The sequence below is a fragment of the uncultured Kriegella sp. genome, from assembly GCF_963975415.1.
In the GTDB taxonomy this organism is placed as follows: domain Bacteria; phylum Bacteroidota; class Bacteroidia; order Flavobacteriales; family Flavobacteriaceae; genus Kriegella.
Window position 1 is genome coordinate 62,168 of sequence record NZ_CAXBGN010000016.1, and the last position, 15,639, is coordinate 77,806.

The 15,639-nt window shown below is 39.4% G+C and carries 16 protein-coding genes; 11 read left to right on the forward strand and 5 right to left on the reverse strand.

Annotated features, from left to right (window positions below; all coding sequences use genetic code 11):
• Positions 1–7: 7 nt before the first annotated feature.
• Positions 8–601: a hypothetical protein gene (locus AACZ88_RS22490; protein ID WP_339715580.1), complete on the reverse strand. Its 594-nt coding sequence runs from the start codon at positions 599–601 to the stop codon at positions 8–10.
• A 283-nt stretch (positions 602–884) separates the two neighbouring features.
• Between AACZ88_RS22490 and AACZ88_RS22495 the strand changes: the two genes are divergently transcribed.
• A complete protein-coding gene (locus AACZ88_RS22495) occupies positions 885–2,345 on the forward strand; it encodes a hypothetical protein (protein WP_339715582.1) in 1,461 nt (486 codons plus the stop codon).
• A gap of 9 nt (positions 2,346–2,354) precedes the next feature.
• Here AACZ88_RS22495 and AACZ88_RS22500 read toward each other — a convergent pair whose 3' ends face one another.
• Positions 2,355–3,767: an alkaline phosphatase D family protein gene (locus tag AACZ88_RS22500; RefSeq protein ID WP_339715585.1), complete on the reverse strand. Its 1,413-nt coding sequence runs from the start codon at positions 3,765–3,767 to the stop codon at positions 2,355–2,357.
• Between the two features lie 103 nt (positions 3,768–3,870).
• Positions 3,871–4,038, reverse strand: coding sequence for a lmo0937 family membrane protein (locus tag AACZ88_RS22505; protein WP_339715588.1), 168 nt, complete (start codon positions 4,036–4,038; stop codon positions 3,871–3,873).
• 271 nt (positions 4,039–4,309) lie between these two features.
• On the opposite strand from AACZ88_RS22505, the gene AACZ88_RS22510 reads away from it, so the two are divergent.
• The gene (locus AACZ88_RS22510) at positions 4,310–4,951 is read left to right on the forward strand and encodes a DUF2975 domain-containing protein (protein WP_339715590.1); all 642 of its coding nucleotides are present in this window, start codon (positions 4,310–4,312) and stop codon (positions 4,949–4,951) included.
• Positions 4,952–4,961: 10 nt separating this feature from the next.
• Entirely contained in the window at positions 4,962–5,171 is a 210-nt protein-coding gene (locus AACZ88_RS22515; RefSeq protein WP_339715593.1) for a helix-turn-helix transcriptional regulator, read from the forward strand.
• Between the two features lie 56 nt (positions 5,172–5,227).
• On the opposite strand, the gene AACZ88_RS22520 is transcribed toward AACZ88_RS22515, so the two are convergent.
• Complete coding sequence (locus tag AACZ88_RS22520) at positions 5,228–7,858, reverse strand: valine--tRNA ligase (protein ID WP_339715596.1); 2,631 nt, start codon at positions 7,856–7,858, stop codon at positions 5,228–5,230.
• Between the two features lie 197 nt (positions 7,859–8,055).
• Between AACZ88_RS22520 and AACZ88_RS22525 the strand changes: the two genes are divergently transcribed.
• A complete protein-coding gene (locus AACZ88_RS22525) occupies positions 8,056–8,445 on the forward strand; it encodes a DUF1573 domain-containing protein (protein WP_339715599.1) in 390 nt (129 codons plus the stop codon).
• 65 nt (positions 8,446–8,510) lie between these two features.
• Here AACZ88_RS22525 and AACZ88_RS22530 read toward each other — a convergent pair whose 3' ends face one another.
• Positions 8,511–9,809 (reverse strand): aspartyl protease family protein, encoded by a 1,299-nt coding sequence (locus AACZ88_RS22530; RefSeq protein ID WP_339715602.1) that lies wholly within the window; start codon positions 9,807–9,809, stop codon positions 8,511–8,513.
• Between the two features lie 229 nt (positions 9,810–10,038).
• Here AACZ88_RS22530 and AACZ88_RS22535 point away from each other — a divergent pair, with 229 nt between their 5' ends.
• The 7 genes from AACZ88_RS22535 (at position 10,039) to lipA (ending at position 15,636) form a co-directional block, all read left to right on the forward strand.
• Positions 10,039–11,229, forward strand: coding sequence for a pyridoxal phosphate-dependent aminotransferase (locus tag AACZ88_RS22535; RefSeq protein ID WP_339715605.1), 1,191 nt, complete (start codon positions 10,039–10,041; stop codon positions 11,227–11,229).
• The gene (gene murB, locus AACZ88_RS22540) at positions 11,229–12,245 is read left to right on the forward strand and encodes a UDP-N-acetylmuramate dehydrogenase (protein WP_339715608.1); all 1,017 of its coding nucleotides are present in this window, start codon (positions 11,229–11,231) and stop codon (positions 12,243–12,245) included. The genes AACZ88_RS22535 and murB overlap by 1 nt, the downstream gene beginning before the upstream one ends.
• A gap of 241 nt (positions 12,246–12,486) precedes the next feature.
• A complete protein-coding gene (locus AACZ88_RS22545) occupies positions 12,487–13,050 on the forward strand; it encodes an RNA polymerase sigma factor (RefSeq protein WP_339715611.1) in 564 nt (187 codons plus the stop codon).
• Positions 13,050–13,814 carry an anti-sigma factor gene (locus AACZ88_RS22550; protein WP_339715614.1) on the forward strand — a complete coding sequence of 255 codons (765 nt, stop codon included), beginning with the start codon at positions 13,050–13,052 and terminating at the stop codon, positions 13,812–13,814. The genes AACZ88_RS22545 and AACZ88_RS22550 overlap by 1 nt, the downstream gene beginning before the upstream one ends.
• Before the next feature lie 82 nt (positions 13,815–13,896).
• Positions 13,897–14,097, forward strand: a complete 201-nt coding sequence (locus AACZ88_RS22555; RefSeq protein ID WP_339715617.1) for a membrane or secreted protein — start codon at positions 13,897–13,899, stop codon at positions 14,095–14,097.
• 51 nt (positions 14,098–14,148) lie between these two features.
• A complete protein-coding gene (locus tag AACZ88_RS22560) occupies positions 14,149–14,700 on the forward strand; it encodes a sigma-70 family RNA polymerase sigma factor (RefSeq protein ID WP_339715620.1) in 552 nt (183 codons plus the stop codon).
• A 60-nt stretch (positions 14,701–14,760) separates the two neighbouring features.
• Complete coding sequence (gene lipA / locus AACZ88_RS22565; RefSeq protein ID WP_339715623.1) at positions 14,761–15,636, forward strand: lipoyl synthase; 876 nt, start codon at positions 14,761–14,763, stop codon at positions 15,634–15,636.
• The last annotated feature ends 3 nt before the right edge of the window (positions 15,637–15,639 follow it).

Sequence of the window (15,639 nt, forward strand, 5' to 3'; positions counted from 1 at the left end):
ATATATTTTATTTGAACGGTCCGATCATAATATGTGCACGAAATGTACCCGGATCCATTAACCAGGGCATTCCTTTCTCATGGGGCTTAGCTGGCAAACCCGTAGACGCATTTGTTGCAAAAGGAGTGTAAATAACATAACGGTATTGGCCATCGCCCAATATGCCGGTTGTCTTATCATAAGCTTCGTCGCTACCATAATAGACATACATCATACTAGGCACGATAGGCATTTGCCATTTACCCGCAGCTACTTCAGCACCCTGAATTTCACGTTTTTCCTTCGTGTTTTTACCTTCGGCCGTAAGCTCCCTACCCCTTTTCATAAAAGGTTCGAGTTCTTTGGAATAACACGCAACACTTACCCCCTCTTTTGCCGGATCGTCGCCAACACAAACAAGGTTATTAGTACCTTCACGCAAGACGACCATCGCACCAGAGGCATCATATCCGTATACCATCGCACCTTCCTTGTCACCCTCCGGAGCGGGTAGCACCGCAGTTTTCACCTGTATGTCCGTAGGCAAAATTTCAAGTTTTCCCTCTTGGCCAAGAATTGGCAAAAAGAACAAAATTAAAAGAACCGCAATTATATTTTTCATCACTTTCTGTTTTTACTAAAGATAACTATTTTATGAATAATTTTTAATCCCCACTACCACTAGAACTTTATCCGACTCTTAAAATGGCAAAATTGATGAAGAAAAAGAGTTCGCCACAACCCATATCCAACATTCAGAATACCGTCAAATGTAAACTTATCGTTGCCACACCTGCCCTTATTACAAATGGTTCAAAAAAAACGCTGATTTGATGTTTTAAAATATTTATTTTGTAACCTTTAAGCGCACAGCACCTTTTTAAACCTCTATTACAACCCATCACATGAGATTATCGCTTCAAGCAAAAATCAACTATCTAGCACTATCTCTTTTTGTTCTTACCGCACTATTTAGCGTGGGCCATCACCAATCAGATGAGCATTACCAAATACTTGAATTTGCCCAATATAAACTTGGACATATTAGTGCAGATGAATTGCCTTGGGAGTTTAATGAAAAAATAAGACCATCGCTACAACCGTGGATAACAGTAGTATTGGTAAAACTCCTCAATACAATAGGCATTTCCGACCCTTTCAGCCTAACCACTCTTTTCAGGTTACTTAGTGGCCTATTGATGTGGTTGATCATAAAAAATTTCAACAAACTACTGGGCGAAACTTATTTTTCCGACCCTAAATGGGTGTTGTTTTTTAGCTGTTGTACTTTCCTTTTATGGTATGTTCCGTACATAAGTGTCCGGTTTTCTTCTGAAAACTATGCAACTATCTGCTTTTTGTTGGGTCTTTATTTCTTGATAAAAAACAACCATCGATTCTGGCTTCTTGCACTTATCGGGGTATGTTTCGGGTTTTCAATATTATTCCGGTATCAATTGGGGGTTGCCATTGTTGGCGTGTTCGCTTGGCTTTTGTTTATAGATAAAAAGCGAATTCAGGAAATTATGGCAATAGCGGGCGCCATGGTGCTCGTTCTTGCATTCGGTACCTATCTTGACTACTTGTTTTATGGCGAATTTGTCATAGCCCCGCTAAACTACTTAAATGTCAATTTAATCGAAGGGAAAGCGGCAGAATTCGGTGTTAAATCGTTTTGGTATTATATGTTGGTTTTTCTTCTGGTGGTTGCCCCGCCCTTGAGCCTTATTCTACCTGTATTCTTTTTTAAGGGAATTAAAAAATTAAAGCACCATGTCTTTATTTGGGGCATCATACCTTTTGTTCTTATCCATTTTCTGATCGGTCATAAAGAATTCAGGTTCTTATACCCGATGAGTTATATTTTTATTTTTATTACGGTATATGGATGTTCTTTATTTCTTAAAGGAAGGAATATAAAAAAGTACCAGCGCAAGTTGGTTAAAGTGGCCGTAGTTCTCAATATGATTTTTCTCGTGCTTATGATATTTCGACCTGCAAAGGGCACTGTTTTGTTCTACAAGTACTTATACGAAAACAGGGAGGCCGGAAACAATATGGTACTTACCACCCAGAAAGATTTTTACAGGCTTATGGGAGATCTGAAAACCACTTTCTACACGCCTACCGATATGCAATCATATGTAGTAGAATCGACTGATGACCTAGAACAGTTTTTAAATACGAAGAATATATCGTCATGCTACTACGTACATTCGGGCTATGCATTTACCAATTCAGTATCGGGATATAACTTTGAGAAAGTGTACTCGGTATATCCAGATTTTATCGGTGAACTTGGTTTTGTGGATACAAAAAAAATCAGAACGAAATGTATCTATCTCGTTTCACGGAAAAAAAAGTAAACTTGAATACTATGATTTCGCCTGTATGACCTTTTCGTTTACTTTGTTGCCATCTACGTCGTAGTGCGTGAAAGTAATAATAGGCAGCTGATTCTCCCGTTTTACGGAGACCGACATAAACCCACCTTTCACCCTTAAAAATTGATGTTCGGGCTGTATATTATCGGGGTCCCAACCTTGGGCATGCTCATCACTAATGGCTCCTGAACTGAATTCCATGAGTCCTGTATCGGTATCTTTTGAAACGTACTGCCAGTGTCGATCCCCATTGATGGAAAAGGTGTTTTTTTGATTCGACAAAAAGTTTCGCAACCAAATACCTTCTGTTTGAAAACTGGCATTCGAATGGTTATCATTTTTTCCTTTTGGCCTATCAGGCCCTACCAAGGGCGTTGGTGAAACGATTATTTTAAAAGTAGCATCGGAAGCTTTCATCGTGTTTATCAGCCATTCCTTTTGCGCACTACCTAAAATGGTCTTCTCGGCACTATCTTCCAATGAATTATTATCTCTAAACTCCCTGACTTCAACCAGCCATATTTGTAGATCCTTTCCCCATCGCAATGTGCGATAGGGTTTCTCTAAAATAGGCACGTGCTCACGCCACAGGCTTAAACCATCTTTAAAGGTTAATTCCCCAAAAGGCGTGCTTTCGTAGTGGGCATCGTCTTTTAGAATATCATGATCGTCTTTTAGCATATATATCGGAACTTGGGTATAAAAATGTTTCAAAGACGGCCATGAATTCATAGCACTCCACTTATGTCTCGCCAAGGGCACAGTAACTGCCATGGGCCCAGGTTTGTCATAATAAACATAATCACCGGTCTGACAATGGAACAATGGATTCAACTTGGCCATGCTGTCATACGTTTTGTATCCGCGAACCCCATCATCATGAGACCAGAAAAACTGACATGTTGACGTAGTAAACAGCACAGGCACTATTGAATTGGCATCGGGCGCAGTTGTAAATGTTGTTTGTACCTGGGTTATTGGCTGCCCCTGCGACTTTCTCCCTTTTAAGATCAAACTATACACCGTATTGGGGCGTAGATCGGTTATCTTTTTTTTAAAAGTGTGGTTTTCATACGATGAAACGTATTGCCAATCTGTATAGGTCGTATCGGTTTTTGAAGTAATCAGAACCGATACCTCGCCAAATGTGCCTCCTACATAACCATCCATCTGGGTTACGGGCATATGCTCATCAAAGTCTATAGGATGTCGAAAAGGAGCTGTCTTCCGTTCATGATGAACAGGCACAGGAATGGAATCTTTACACAATCTGGTCCAAAGAACAATACTTGTGTCGGTAAGTTCTCCAATTTTAAAACCGTTGGTAAAAAATACCTGTTCATTGGTCTGTGGAAATACGCTTTGAAAGAATAGCAAAGTTGCTACATATAAAAAGTGCCTCATTTTGAAAAGTTGTGGGATTCTGAAATTGATTCCATCAAAAATAAGGCATATTAAGCGGTAATCAACACTAGATTCTGCCGAATCTAATCGCCAACAAATACTATTAAAGCGGTTTACGACCAGAAATGATATTATAAAGTACTACGATTATCGCTATTATGATTAAAATGTGCAATAGACTACTAGTTCCAATGCCTGGAACAACATTCAACATGCCCAAAAGCCATACTACAATACAAATAACTGCCACGAGCCATAGAAGACCTCTCATAATATATCAAATTAAAAGTTCATTCAATACTACCTATAAAAACGGTGAAAGATTAACGCTATACGTTTAAAAAAGGTCGTGATTGCCCTAAAAACCGTGGAATACAATATTGTGTTCGGTTTTTTAAAAATGACTATCGGCTTTCATTATATGTTTTAATATCAACGGTAGATGAGAATCAATAATTCTAAATTTTCTATTTATCAATAAATATTTATTGATAATCAATAAATATTTATTATTTTGCAATACATAAATAATTTTCATTGGCATGAAAACATCTGGTCAACCAAAAAGTAGCATTTTTATTAATTTTCTAACCATTCTTTTTAGAATAGGCTTTTTTCTTTTGGCCTTTTCATTATTGATTTGGGTTATATATAACATTTTTATCTTTCTCACCGACAGCCCAACCACTCATATGGATTTTCCGGTGATGTTTTCTCTTACCGAACAAGGGTTATTTAATAACCCGGGCACAAACGGATTATCAAAATTCTATATGCAAGCTATGGGAATGATTCGGGCCGACGACTTACCAAAAGGTTTCCTAGCCATATACAGTATCACTACCCTATTGGCAAACATCTGTATGCTTTTATCAATGCGCCAAGTACTTCTAATTTTAGAGTCTGCAAAAACTAGAACTTTTTTAATCATCGAAAATGCTATTCGTTTGCGATGGATCGGTCTATTGGGTATCGCAATTTTCTTATTGGAAAAGACCGGAACATTAATTTCTGCATCTTTTTTTACCGATAAATTGGAAGTTTCGAATCTAGGATTTACAAGTTTCAATCTTTTTTCCTTTTTTGGCATAGAAACGGTATTCAGCTCCCTGTTTCTCTTAGTTATATCTGAAGCGTTTCGCGTGGGTGCACAGTTGAAAAATGAAGCTGACCTAACTATTTAGAACAATTCAAATGCCTATAATCGTAAATCTTGATGTCATGCTCGCAAAACGGAAAATGTCGCTGACCGAACTTTCGGAAAAAGTGGGTATAACCCTTTCGAACCTTTCCATTCTAAAGAGCGGAAAGGCCAAAGCCATTCGTTTTAGCACTTTAGAGGCCATTTGCGAAGTTCTCGGGTGTCAGCCCGCTGATCTTTTAGAATATCAATCCGATGAATAGCTCGTACGAATTGTGCTATATTTTCACCTTGAGATAATTCCAATGCTAGATTATCATCAAGAAAGGCTCGCCAAACTTTTCTCCAAGGTTTCTATTTTAGCTTCGGCATCCGATTGCTTTTTACGTTCAATTTCAATCACTTTCTCCGGGGCATTATTAACAAAACGTTCATTGCTCAATTTCTTTTGCACTGAAACCAAAAAGCCTTTGGTATATTTAAGTTCTTCCTCGATTTTTTTGATTTCGGCTTCCACATCAACGGCTCCGCTAATAGGAACGAAATATTCATTACTCTTGACCCTAAAAGTCAAGGCCCCGTCGACAGCAGCATCAACATATGAAATATCGGATACATTGGTAAGTTTTTTAATGACGACGTCCCAATCTTGAGTTGTTTTCTCACCGTTTAATACGGATAGCTCCAAAGATTCTTTCATGGGAAGGTTTTTCTCTTTTCGGATGGTTCTAATACCCGCAATTACTTCCGAAGTAAAATCAAACTGGGCAATCAAATCAAGATTGACCGCTTCGGTTTTTGGCCACTTGGCAACAATTAAAGCTTCTTCTGGGGTTCGTTCTGCAATATGTTGCCAGACCTCTTCGGTCAAAAACGGCATAAAAGGGTGCAACAACTTCAGGTTCTGTTCGAAAATATGAATAACCGCATCGAAGGTCGTTTTATCAATGGGTTGCTGATACGCCGGTTTGATGATTTCTAAAAGCCATGAGCTATAATCGTCCCAAACAAGCTTATAAATGGCCATAAGGGCATCAGAAATTCGATATTTACCGAAGTGATCTTCAATTTCAACCAGTGTTTGATTAAATTTAGCCGTATACCAGTCTATGCCCAACTTGGATGCTTCTGGCTGTGGTAAGTCTTTTACTTCCCACCCTTTTAACAACCGGAAACCGTTCCATATTTTATTGGCAAAATTCTTCCCTTGTTGGCAAAGGTCTTCATCGAACATCAAATCATTACCTGCAGCAGAACTTAGTAAAAGTCCGACACGAACACCATCCGCCCCATAATTTTCTATTAATTTCAAAGCATCGGGCGAATTCCCCAATGATTTTGACATTTTCCTTCGCTGCTTGTCACGTACGATTCCTGTAAAATAAACATTCTTAAAAGGCCTCTCATCGCGATATTCGTAACCAGCAATAATCATTCGCGCCACCCAAAAGAAAATAATATCGGGTGCTGTGACCAAATCGCTTGTCGGGTAATAATAGTTGACCTCTTCGTTATCAGGTTCCAAAATACCATTGAAAACGCTCATGGGCCATAGCCAAGAAGAGAACCAGGTGTCGACAACATCTTCGTCTTGTCTTAAATCGGAAAGCGTCAACGAATCGTTTTTAGATTTTTCTTTGGCCAAGCGCAATGCGTCTTCCATACCTTCGGCAACTACAAAATCATCTTGACCATCACCAAAATAGTAGGCAGGAATCTGTTGACCCCACCATAATTGGCGTGAAATATTCCAGTCACGAATGTTCTCCATCCAGTGACGATAGGTATTCTCGAATTTTTTAGGAAAGAATTTTACTTCCTCTGTTTCTAAAACGGACTTCAGGGCCGGTTTTACCAAATCTTCCATTTTCAAAAACCATTGATCGGAAAGCCGAGGTTCGATTACCGCTTTGGTACGCTCAGAGGTACCTACTTTATTGGTATAGGTCTCTTTTTTCACCAAAAATTCTTTCTCCTCCAATTCTTTAGAGATTTCCTTGCGAACAACAAACCTGTCCTTTCCTTCATAATGCAAACCAAAACTATTTAAAGATGCATCGGCATTAAAAATATCAATGGTCTCCAAATTGTGCTTTTCACCCAATGCTTTATCATTCACATCGTGTGCAGGCGTAACTTTTAAACATCCGGTACCAAACTCAATATCGACATAATCGTCTTCGATAATGGGAATTACGCGATTGCAAATAGGCACAACAACCTTTTTACCTTTCAAATGTGTATAGCGATCATCGTTCGGGTTGATACAGACCGCAGTATCGCCTAAAATAGTTTCAGGGCGTGTGGTAGCAATGGTAACCGATTCATCAGACCCTTCTATTTTATAGCTCAAATAATAGAGTAGCCCTTGCTTTTCCTCATAAATTACCTCTTCGTCCGACAGGGTAGTCTGTGCCTGGGGGTCCCAGTTTACCATTCTATATCCTCTGTAAATCAACCCCTTATTAAACAAATCAACAAAAACTTTGATTACAGAAGCTGACATGGTGTCATCCATGGTAAAAGCGGTTCGCTTCCAGTCACACGAACAGCCCAACTTTTTAAGTTGTTCTAAAATCACACCGCCATATTCATCGGTCCAGTCCCAAGCATGTTTTAAAAACTCTTCCCTAGAAATATCAGTCTTTTCAATGTTCTGTTCCTTAAGCCTGGCAACTACCTTGGCTTCAGTAGCGATAGAGGCGTGATCGGTACCTGGAACCCAACAGGCGTTCTTTCCCATGAGCCGTGCCCTACGTGTTAACACGTCTTGTAAGGTGTTATTCAGCATGTGCCCCATGTGTAATACTCCTGTCACGTTAGGTGGTGGTATTACGATGGTATAAGGCTCCCGATCATCGGGAGTGGAGTGAAAATAGTTATGCTGCATCCAGTAATTATACCAACGATTTTCTACGTTTTGAGGGTCATATTTTGAAGGGACATCCATTATTTCGGTACGGTTTTTGGTAAATTAAATCTCGGTCATTAAGTTGGCCGAAAAGATATGTTAAAAGTTATTAAAATATGAGGTCTTGACCTTAATTTAAATACGAAACAAAAATAAGTAACGTTAATAGATAACAAAAGAATTTTGGGGGTTCATCTGAAAAGATTTACTTTTGAAATTACCCTAAATTAAAAACAATGAAAAAAATAGTACTCGTATTATTTATTGGAATGCTAGGTATAAGCCTTACCGCACAGGATACGGCAGCAAAAATCGAGTTTAAATCAGAGACGGTAGACTACGGTGAAATCACCAAAGGAAGCGATGGTGTGCGTGTGTTTGAATTTAAAAACACGGGAAATGCCCCCCTTATCGTCAGCAAAGTAAGCTCAAGCTGCGGCTGTACCATTCCTAAGAAGCCCGAAGACCCCATTTTACCTGGTAAAACTGGAGAAATCAAGGTTAAATATGACACCAACAGAGTCGGTCCGATCAGAAAGGCCATTACAGTTATATCCAATGCAGATACGCCCACAAAGGTTTTAAAAATCAAAGGAGAGGTAAAAGCCTCTGGAGGAACAAAATAGAATTAAGTTTATTTAAAAAAAAAGCCCCGAACAATCGGGGCTTTTGTAGTTCTAATAACCGTGCGCTACTTGAACATATGCTTCAGCACAAAAGAGAAAAGTAGGTTGTTTTGACGTCTGGCAATCTGTACCTTTATTTTTTTTCCATCCTTTTCATTCAACATTTGCAAGACTTCCTGTAGCTTATAACGATGTATACTTTTGCCGTTTACAGCAAGAATGATATCGCCTGCTTTTAATCCGGCCTCATCTGCCGGGCTGCCGGCCCGAATGCCCGAAACGATAATTTCAGGAACCAAACTGATTCGCGTTCTATTTTCCAGCAGTATCTGAACATCGCCAAATGATTTCCCTTTTTTTTGAACTACGCCACGTGAATCGGCAATGCTTTCCGAAATATACCTGACACCATTGTGCTGTAAATCTATACCACTCATATTATATTGAAAAGGAATGCTGAAATTCTTATTTTTTCGTAGAGATACTTTGTTGTTCGGATAATCGAAAACGAAATTGAACCGCTTTAGCATCTCCCCGCCAATACTACCATTTCTATCTCCAAAACTTTTGACGTTGTTAAAAGATTCTTTATTAGGAAAGGCAGCTTTTGCGTTCTTCAGGGTAAAGCCACCTAGACTAAGACTATTGACCATTGTTCGCTTGCCGAACACATGGCCACTCAATCCCATTCCCAAAAAATCATCGTAATTTTTATCCGGTATGCCCAAGTCCTCATCCTCAAAAAGCCAAATAGCATCACTACTTCCTGTATCTAATAACAACTTTACCGGAACATTACCTGTACCACTCAAATGTACGTTGCCGTTGATATAGGCTTTTTTTCCCTTGACCTCTAAAGCCAAAGTTTTTTCTTGTCTACCTTTTTTATATCGATAAAATCGTGGGTCATGAAATTTGATGATTTTTTTAGCATAATTGATATCCACAATAAAATCATTAAACAAATCATATCCTATTATACCATGAATGGGAATCCCCAAAGCCGGAGAAAAATTCAAACCACGATCCATAACCACATATAAAGGCTGATTGCGATTCACCAATTTTTTAAGTTGGAATACATTTCCGTTTGAACTCAATGCATCAATCGGTTTCCCTTGGCCGAGGCCTTTGATACGTATTTCGGAAACATTATTTATCTGCACGGAATCTTGATTGGAAAGATTGAAAAGAATCGGACTGCCAACGCCAGAATCTAAAATAAAAGAAAGTTCGGTACCGTTTACCGTAACCGGAATTATAATGAGGTTATTTACCAATCGAAATCTTACCTTTTCGTACCGTTGATGGTCGGGCATATGATAACCTTGCGTCAAACCAACAAAGGGAAAAAATAATGTCAAAAAAAACGAATATGTCAAAAACCTATTCAAAACTCTTCACTATTAACAACGTATCCCTATTGAATTTACAGAATATTCAGTTATAGCCCTTGACATTTAACATAAAATCGATAAACCTAAACTTTTTTAGTGGAATAGCCACAAACCGTTGGCCCTCTATCTTAAATAAACCCACGCAATATTGCTTTGTCCGTTTTGATTTCCCATTTTTGTTAAAAATAAGCTGTGTATGCCAACAATTTCAAAAAAAGGGCGGTCTATGCCTTCATCCCCAATCAGAAAATTAGTTCCCTTTGCGGAACATGCAAAAAAAAATGGGGCCAAAGTCATACATCTCAATATTGGGCAACCCGACATCAAGACCCCAAAAGTCGCTTTGGATGCCGTCAAAAACAATACTTTAGAGATAATAGAATATAGCAGAACCGAAGGGTCTGAAGGCTATCGGGAAAAACTAGCCAAATATTACGCTAAAAATGACATTTTCGTCAGTGCCGAAGATATTATAGTGACCACGGGTGGCTCTGAAGCGTTGGCGTTCGCCATGGGCACAATTGCCGATATGGGTGATGAAATCATTATTCCAGAACCTTTTTATGCGAATTATAACGGATTTGCCATAGCTGCCGGCGTTCGTGTAATTCCAGTGGAATCGCGAATTGAAGATAATTTCGCATTGCCCCCAATAGAAGAGTTTGAAAAACTTATAACACCATCGACCCGGGCCATACTTATTTGCAATCCAGGAAACCCAACGGGCTACCTATACTCCAAAGAAGAAATCAAGAAGTTAGCGGTCATCGCAAAAAAACACGATTTGTTCTTGATTGCAGATGAAGTATACCGCGAATTCACTTATGAGGGAAGAGAGCACTACTCTATTTTACAAGAACCAGCACTGGAAAATCATGCCATAATGGTCGATTCTGTTTCCAAAAGATATAGCATGTGCGGGGCCCGAATAGGCTGTTTGGTTACAAAAAACAAAGATGTGATTGCCACATCCATAAAATTTGCACAAGCCCGTTTATCTCCGCCTACCTATGCCCAAATTGCCAGTGAAGCCGCTCTAGAAACACCTCAGTCTTATTTTGACGAGGTAAAAGAGGAATATGTCTCGCGTAGAGATTTTCTAGTTTCGGAATTAGGAAAGATCGAGGGGGTTAAAGTCGCCAAACCCCAAGGCGCTTTTTACTGCATTGCCGAACTACCCGTCAACGACACCGATGATTTTGCACAATGGTTATTGGAAGATTACCGACTGAACGGGGAAACCGTTATGTTGGCCCCGGCCGCCGGATTCTATTCGACCCCTGGCTTAGGCAAAAACCAAGTACGCTTGGCCTACGTTTTAGAAAAGGAAAGTTTGAAACGGGCAGTTGCCATACTAAAGGAAGCCTTAAAGAGTTATATAGGTTGATGAGAATTAACAAAAATGTTTCGCTCAAACCCTATAACACCTTCGGTATTTCGGCAAAGGCTAAATTCTTCTGTGAAATCAATTCGACCGAAGATTTGAAACAGGCTCTAAGGTTGGAGGAATACCCCGAAAAATTCGTTTTAAGCGGAGGCAGTAATATGCTTATCACCAAAGATATCGAAGCATTGGTATTGCATATAAATCTCAAGGGTATCGAAATTGTTTCCGAGGATCAAGACCATGTCGTAATAAAAGTAATGGCTGGTGAAAATTGGCATCAAATGGTTTTATGGGCCCTGGCGAGAGACTATGGCGGTTTGGAGAATATGTCGCTCATCCCAGGAAATACGGGAACGGCACCCATACAAAATATAGGGGCATATGGCGTAGAACTCAAAGATACTTTCGTGAGCTGCGAAGCTATGGGTATTTCAGATCAGAATATTAAAAAATTCAGCAAAGAAGCGTGTCATTTCGGTTACCGTGATTCATTTTTCAAAAATGAAGGCAAAGGAAAATACATTATAACCTCAGTGAACTTACGGCTCACCAAGAGAAACCATAAAAAAAGTACTTCCTACGGAGCTATCGAAACAGAGCTACAAAGCAGGGGAATTAGCGAACCGACCATTCAGGATATCGCTAGTGCAGTAATCGCCATTCGACAACAAAAGCTTCCTGACCCCAACGAAATAGGGAATAGCGGAAGTTTTTTCAAAAATCCGATGGTTTCCCGCTCTGCATTCGATACCTTTATCGCCGACCACCCCAACGCCCCATTTTATAAAGTTTCTGATGACGCCTATAAAATTCCTGCCGGCTGGCTTATCGAACAGTGCGGTTATAAAGGCAAACGTTTTGGTGATGCGGGGGTTCACAAAAATCAAGCTTTGGTACTAGTTAATTACGGCAATGCCTCTGGTCAAGAAATTTTAGCTTTGGCCTATAAAATTATAAATACAGTCTCTGACAAATTCGGCATTCTCATAACACCCGAAGTCAATATCATTAGCTAGTATGTCGCAAAACTCAAATTTATAGAATAAAATAACCCCCTAAGATCTATCTTAAGGGGCTATACCAAACCAAACTAACCAAAATTAAATGCACAATTACCAGTTGTACATTTATTAATTAATAATTTTTAGAATTCGAGACCTATAACAATCAATTTTATAAATTAGCGTTTAGAGGATATACGGTTTAAAAAGAAAATTAGACGCCTTAGCTTCCAGTTTTCTGCAAACCAAACACTATATGAGCACACTTCTTGAAAAGCACATTGTAGAATTACTCAAAGAGCGAAATGAAAAGGCTATTTCCCTTTTGTACGAAAACTATAGCGACACGCTATACGGAGTTGCCTACAAAGTGGTTCGTGATGAAGAACTTGCCCAAGATGTACTTCAGGAAAGTTTTATTAAAATCTGGAAAAAATCGGACTCTTACGATGCCTCGAAGGCTAAATTATTTACCTGGCTTTTTCGCATTACTCGAAATACGGCAATCGATAAATTAAGAAGTGTCAACACAAAAAGCGATAAGGAAATCCAAATGGACGTTTCTGACGTATATAATTTAGGCGTTGAAGGCATTCGGCCGGAATTCATGGATATGCAAGAAAATCTTGAAAAGATAGAATCAAAGTATCAAATAGTACTTGAAGCTCTTTTTTTTCAAGGAATGACCCAGCAAGAAGCTAGTGATGAGCTCGACATACCACTAGGAACCATTAAATCACGATTAAAAATCGGATTAAGGGAACTTAGAAAAATTTATGGTCCGACGATAATTTTGGCCCTCCTACTAAATCTTATGTGATGAAAGATAAAATAAAAGAATTTTTAGATTCTGACTTGCTTGAAAAGTACCTTTTGGATGACACGACTTCTGCGGAAGCTTTTCAAGTAGAACGATACATAGCCATGTATCCCGAAGTAAGAAAAACCTACGAAGAACTTCAAGAAAACTTGGAAGTTTATGCAAAATTGCACGCGCTTACCCCACCAGAGGGATTGAAAGAAACAATTCTTAAAAGAGTAAAGTCGCAAAACCGGAACAGTGGTCGAAAGCGATTCATAAAATACGCCATTGCCGCCAGTTTTACGGCATTCCTATTTGCCGGTGCATCGTACTTCTTCTGGAACCAAAACCAGAGTTTGCAGGAAGAAAACGTTATGGTGAACAATAAGATAAAAAGTCTAGAGGAAGACATGAGGGAGCAACTGATGGATGTTAGAAATCAGTTTATAGTACTCAATAATCCACAGACCAAAAAAATTACGGTAAAAGGGAACAAAAAAGCTAAAGAACTAAAGGCGGTAACCTATGTAAATCCTGTTAAGAAGCTTTCTTATATCAACCTCAGCAAATTACCGAATCTACCCAATGACCAGTGCTATCAGATGTGGGCAGAGGTCAATGGAGAAATGGTTAACCTCGGTATTATAAAAGAAGCTACCAGTCAAGAAAAATTACTGGCATTGCCCTATTCAAAAAATGCCATGGGCTATATTACTATTGAGCCTCAGGGTGGCAACAGTACACCCACTGTAAAAAATATCGTGGCCAATATACCGTATTAAACCACTTCCGACAATTTATATTCTAAAGCCCTGATGATACCATTAGGGCTTTATTTTTCTTATCTTTGTACAAAATTTCCTTATGAAGTTAATATTATTGACAATTGGTCTACTTGCCTTATCATTCGCAGGCATTGCAATAAAAATATGGTCTAAAAAAGGTGGTGAATTTGCCGGTACATGTGCGAGCCAGAGTCCCTTTTTAAATAAAGATGGTGAAGCCTGTGGCATGTGTGGTAAACTTCCAAGTGAACAAGATTGCAAAAAGGACACTACAGCATAAAATTGGATGACACCAATTCATGCCTTGACCTAAATTATTAAGCTATTTCTTTTGGATACGACCGAGAATCTTCAAGCTACGATCAACAAGGCCAAATTGGGGAGTCAAATTGCTTTCAGCAAACTACTGGATACCTTTTGGAACGCGGTATACGGCTTTCAGCTAAAGCGGACAGAAAACGAAAACGATGCTGAAGACATTACTATTCAGACGTTTTCAAAAGCATTTGATAAAATTGACACCTACGATGCCTCTTATGAGTTCAAAACGTGGCTGATCGCCATCTCGAAAAACGTGCATGTCGATTTGATTCGTAAAAGAAAACGGAATGTTCTAGAGTCGGGAGGAAGCAACGAGGCTATCAAAAAAGTGCTCGATGATGCACCATCGGTAGAAGACAGATTGATTATCGAACAGAATCTAGCCACACTTCTACTGCACATCAAAAACCTGAAACCACATTATCAAAAAGTCATTAACCTCAGATACTTTAACGAGTTAAGCTATGCCGCCATTGCACAAGAGCTCAACGAGCCTATAAACAATGTTAAAGTTAAGTTACTGAGAGCAAAAAAATTACTGGCAGAATCTATAAAAAAATAACGGACCTACTTCTGAAATTCATTGTTCGTATATTTGTTCCTGCTATCTTAAAATCATAATATGAGCATTGATACAATAGATCACGTTCAACCCCCTAAAGGAAAACCCAAATGGTTACGGGTAAAACTTCCGACAGGAAAAAAATACACCCAACTCAGAGGGTTGGTAGAGAAATACGACTTACACACCATCTGCACTTCGGGCAGTTGCCCCAATATGGGCGAATGCTGGGGAGAAGGTACCGCCACCTTTATGATTCTAGGTAATGTCTGCACTCGTTCGTGCGGCTTTTGCGGTGTTCAGACCGGAAGACCTGAGACGGTCGACTGGGCAGAACCTGAAAAGGTTGCCCGTTCTATTAAGATTATGGGTATTTCCCATGCAGTGATCACCTCGGTCGACCGTGATGACTTAAAAGATATGGGATCGATAATTTGGGCCGAAACGGTCAAGGCTATACGTCGTATGAACCCCAGCACCACTTTAGAAACTTTAATTCCTGATTTTCAAGGAATCGAAAGACATCTCGATCGTATTATAGCCGTAGCTCCAGAAGTAGTTTCCCATAATATGGAAACCGTAAGACGTTTGACAAGGGAGGTTCGCATACAGGCGAAATACGATAGAAGTTTAGGAGTTTTGAAGTACCTGCGAGACAATGGCATAAACCGTACAAAATCTGGCATCATGCTAGGTCTGGGAGAGCGTGAGGAAGAAGTTATCACGACCATGGAAGATCTTAGAAAGGCAAATGTCGATGTGGTCACCATTGGCCAATACTTACAGCCCTCTAAAAAACACCTGCCCGTAAAAGAATTCATTCTTCCCGAACAGTTTAAAAAATATGAAACTATCGGCCTTGAAATGGGTTTTAGACACGTGGAAAGTGGGGCTTTGGTGCGATCTTCCTACAAAGCCCACAAACATATCCACTAAGCA

Excerpts from the sequence above, each read along its gene's own strand:
- murB (WP_339715608.1), top strand. The coding sequence starts at position 11,229 with ATGAGAATTAACAAAAATGTTTCGCTCAAACCCTATAACACCTTCGGT.
- AACZ88_RS22520 (WP_339715596.1), bottom strand. The coding sequence starts at position 7,858 with ATGGATGTCCCTTCAAAATATGACCCTCAAAACGTAGAAAATCGTTGG.
- AACZ88_RS22500 (WP_339715585.1), bottom strand. The coding sequence starts at position 3,767 with ATGAGGCACTTTTTATATGTAGCAACTTTGCTATTCTTTCAAAGCGTA.
- AACZ88_RS22515 (WP_339715593.1), top strand. The coding sequence starts at position 4,962 with ATGCCTATAATCGTAAATCTTGATGTCATGCTCGCAAAACGGAAAATG.
- AACZ88_RS22490 (WP_339715580.1), bottom strand. The coding sequence starts at position 601 with ATGAAAAATATAATTGCGGTTCTTTTAATTTTGTTCTTTTTGCCAATT.
- AACZ88_RS22495 (WP_339715582.1), top strand. The coding sequence starts at position 885 with ATGAGATTATCGCTTCAAGCAAAAATCAACTATCTAGCACTATCTCTT.
- AACZ88_RS22555 (WP_339715617.1), top strand. The coding sequence starts at position 13,897 with ATGAAGTTAATATTATTGACAATTGGTCTACTTGCCTTATCATTCGCA.
- AACZ88_RS22525 (WP_339715599.1), top strand. The coding sequence starts at position 8,056 with ATGAAAAAAATAGTACTCGTATTATTTATTGGAATGCTAGGTATAAGC.
- lipA (WP_339715623.1), top strand. The coding sequence starts at position 14,761 with ATGAGCATTGATACAATAGATCACGTTCAACCCCCTAAAGGAAAACCC.
- AACZ88_RS22510 (WP_339715590.1), top strand. The coding sequence starts at position 4,310 with ATGAAAACATCTGGTCAACCAAAAAGTAGCATTTTTATTAATTTTCTA.
- AACZ88_RS22505 (WP_339715588.1), bottom strand. The coding sequence starts at position 4,038 with ATGAGAGGTCTTCTATGGCTCGTGGCAGTTATTTGTATTGTAGTATGG.
- AACZ88_RS22535 (WP_339715605.1), top strand. The coding sequence starts at position 10,039 with ATGCCAACAATTTCAAAAAAAGGGCGGTCTATGCCTTCATCCCCAATC.
- AACZ88_RS22545 (WP_339715611.1), top strand. The coding sequence starts at position 12,487 with ATGAGCACACTTCTTGAAAAGCACATTGTAGAATTACTCAAAGAGCGA.
- AACZ88_RS22550 (WP_339715614.1), top strand. The coding sequence starts at position 13,050 with ATGAAAGATAAAATAAAAGAATTTTTAGATTCTGACTTGCTTGAAAAG.